Annotated in this window: 2 protein-coding genes and 3 tRNA genes; 4 read left to right on the top strand and 1 reads right to left on the bottom strand. The window is 61.4% G+C overall.

Annotated elements, in window-relative coordinates; genetic code table 11:
• Positions 1 to 805 precede the first annotated feature (805 nt).
• A complete protein-coding gene (locus DIE23_RS39845; protein WP_185646623.1) occupies positions 806 to 958 on the bottom strand; it encodes a hypothetical protein in 153 nt (50 codons plus the stop codon).
• A 1,373-nt stretch (positions 959 to 2,331) separates the two neighbouring features.
• On the opposite strand from DIE23_RS39845, the gene DIE23_RS38785 reads away from it, so the two are divergent.
• The 4 genes from DIE23_RS38785 to DIE23_RS38770 all read left to right on the top strand — a co-directional run.
• Positions 2,332 to 2,417: transfer RNA gene (locus DIE23_RS38785), tRNA-Tyr, on the top strand.
• A 43-nt stretch (positions 2,418 to 2,460) separates the two neighbouring features.
• Positions 2,461 to 2,534, top strand: a tRNA-Gly gene (locus DIE23_RS38780).
• 25 nt (positions 2,535 to 2,559) lie between these two features.
• Positions 2,560 to 2,634: transfer RNA gene (locus tag DIE23_RS38775), tRNA-Thr, on the top strand.
• Between the two features lie 64 nt (positions 2,635 to 2,698).
• On the top strand, positions 2,699 to 2,784 hold an 86-nt coding region (locus DIE23_RS38770; protein WP_033473206.1), incomplete at its 3' end, for a GTP-binding protein.

The raw sequence follows: 2,784 nt of genomic DNA, 5'->3' as shown, positions 1-2,784 counted from the left end.
TACGCCGATGATAGTGCGGATTCCCGTGTGAAAGTAGGTAATCGTCAGGCTCCCTAAGCCAGAAACCCCCGCCCGAACAGGCGGGGGTTTTTGCATTTTGCGGCGCGGAAAAGCGCGATCCGTCGACGTCGTCGTTGATGAGCGAGCGGGACCGTCTGCACGCCGCGCGCTGTGTCGCGAACGGGCCGAGTATCCGGCATTTCCTCAGCCAAGACGGCTAGCCTTGCACCGTTCGCAGTGAGGAGCCTGATCGGCGCTGAATCTTTCGAGTTGACGGTGGCTGGCACATTCTGGTCCTCATCACGGGGGCGGCAGCATCGAACTCGCGCAGCGAGATCTACCACGGCCATCCACTCAGTCGCCGCTGGCATCGAGCTCCATGCGGTTTCCATCCTGAGACCGACCGGCGGCAGCCGATCACTCTTGCGCACGGCGAAGTTTTCGTCCACGTCTGGCCGCCGTCGGTGGCGGCTTCATGCTCGGAGTGATCTCGTCTCCTGGTCTTTCTCCCGGTATTTGCCTCCGCGAGCGCATTGCATGACAGGTCGAGTCGCTGTACCTCGAGAACTCGTCATCTCCGGCTATTGGCCGACATATCTCGTATATTTTCACCTAATGTCGCCGATTTTTTGGGCTACTGGAGTGCGGTAGGCTCGTTTCGTGGCAAATCTACGATGCCCTGGTCCGCGGGGCGAGCCGGCTAGAGCATGCCTGTCAGCGCTCGAATGACGAGCGAAACTGCTGTCGCGCCCTCCGCCGAGGCCGAGGCGACACGAGCCAAACCCAGCGCGGCGGCTCGATCCCGTCAGAAGTCCGCGCTGCGGTTTCTGACGAGAACGGGCTGCCCGTTTTGAGGGACATGGATTTCTTCGACGAGCGAATAGCCGGTGCCGCCGAAACAGTCACGGCCTTCGCCCATCAACGCGAAATGCGTACCGTCTGCGGTGACGCCGGTCAATCGCACCGTGCTGCGGTGCTTGGATCACCCATTGCCGAGCGCGTGATCGGGGCAAATTGGCGGATCGTGCTTTTGCCCTGATCCCGGGTCAACACGAGCATCGCCGGGCAGCGAGCGGCCGATGTCGACGAGTTCGCGTTGCATGTCGTATTCCCCCGCCTCCTGATCGGGATGGGGTGTTGCATATGCACCGAGGGCGGTCAAAGCCGACGCACGTATCCCCGCTCAACTGAACGAGGCGTGCATCGAATCGACGCGTCCGATGTCGCGTGTACAGCGCAGACGTTCATGCTGGTCGCCTTGCGTGATGGCGCGATGCAACGCGCGCTGCGCTGCTGCACGTTCGCTGCGACGGCGACGCGCAGGCTATGTGGCAGCTAGGCCCGCGGGCGCAGATCGTCGCGTATCAGCGGCTGCAAGACGTCGAGGCAGGTCCGAACTGTCGGCGTCGCTCCGGGAGGCGTTATCGTCGCTCCCGGCCGCGATAAGGTGGGGCGACGCATCGTTCAGCGGCCACGCGTACTCGATTGCTTCCGGGGCCGTGGCGCTCGCGGGCGTCGCCACGTTGCCGGTGCCCGTGAAGCAACCGGTGTCGATGGCCGGTTTTAACGTCTCGTGCGCTGGGGAGCCGCAGCGCCTTTCGCACGCCCGCCGGCGTGGCTCTCGGAAAGCGCTTGCTGTCGGACTGCCACTACTCCTCCAGTGCAGCACTGCGCATTGTCGGTGTCACCTGCATGCGCGGCGGAAGAGGCGAAGATCAGCGCGAAGGCAAGAAGCGACGCCGCCTTTCGCATGAGGTGGCAGCGGGGTGGATTGAGTGCGCGACACGGGATGGTATCGCGCCTGCCTTCTGTTCGTGGTGAAGAAGGCGGTGTCGACCGGAGGTGGCCCCTGTCCTGACGGTTAGATTTCGGTGCCTCAGCGGAGCTGGCGAGAACGGCTGCGCTCTACCCTGAATCCGGCTTCAGCATCCCGTGTGCCGGAAACCCCTGCGCAGAAGCCGGCTGTCCCTGACCTGGCGGTGTGATGATGCGTCGCTATCAATCAACTTCAACCGGTCCGGGCTCTCGTCGGTGGCCCTGCAGATCGCTCCGGCATGGAAATTGCGAATTTTTTGCATCTACCCGCTTGGCATTATGCGCAGGAGGTCGTATGATGGCGGTCTTTCGTTTTTAGCGAAGATGCAAATCGAAGCTGAAGACGGAGTCTGACGAAGATGTGGGCGCCGAATCGGTGGCCCTCTTGTGCTTGCCTCAGCCAGGCGAGCGCGGGTGTCGGGTGAGTCGCCAAGGCGCGCTGGAAGAGAGTGAAAATAATCTTCCGGATGTGCTTGACAAGAGTGCGATGCACCCCCATAATCGTCAGTTCTCTACGGAGGGGTGCCCGAGTGGCTAAAGGGGGCAGACTGTAAATCTGTTGGCTTACGCCTACGTTGGTTCGAATCCAACCTCCTCCACCAGAACATCAGCGCAGAGAGCGGTAGGGAATCGTTAGTGGCCCGTGCGGGTGTAGCTCAATGGTAGAGCAGAAGCCTTCCAAGCTTACGACGAGGGTTCGATTCCCTTCACCCGCTCCAGTCCGTGTAGTTGAAGCGTAATACCGCCCATGTGGCTCAGTGGTAGAGCACTCCCTTGGTAAGGGAGAGGTCGGCAGTTCGATCCTGCCCATGGGCACCAGCAGTAAAAGTCAGTGTCTGTTTGCGCGCGGCGCAACCTGTGAAATTCCTTTTGGGAGTCGAAAATGGCCAAGGGTAAATTTGAGCGGACCAAGCCGCACGTCAACGTTGGTACGATTGGTCACGTTGACCACGGCAAGACGACGCTGAC

This window comes from Burkholderia sp. Bp9143 (assembly GCF_003853645.1).
GTDB lineage: Bacteria > Pseudomonadota > Gammaproteobacteria > Burkholderiales > Burkholderiaceae > Burkholderia.
The sequence above is the reverse complement of the archived record's forward strand: the minus strand, read 5'-3'. Positions and strand labels throughout refer to the sequence as shown.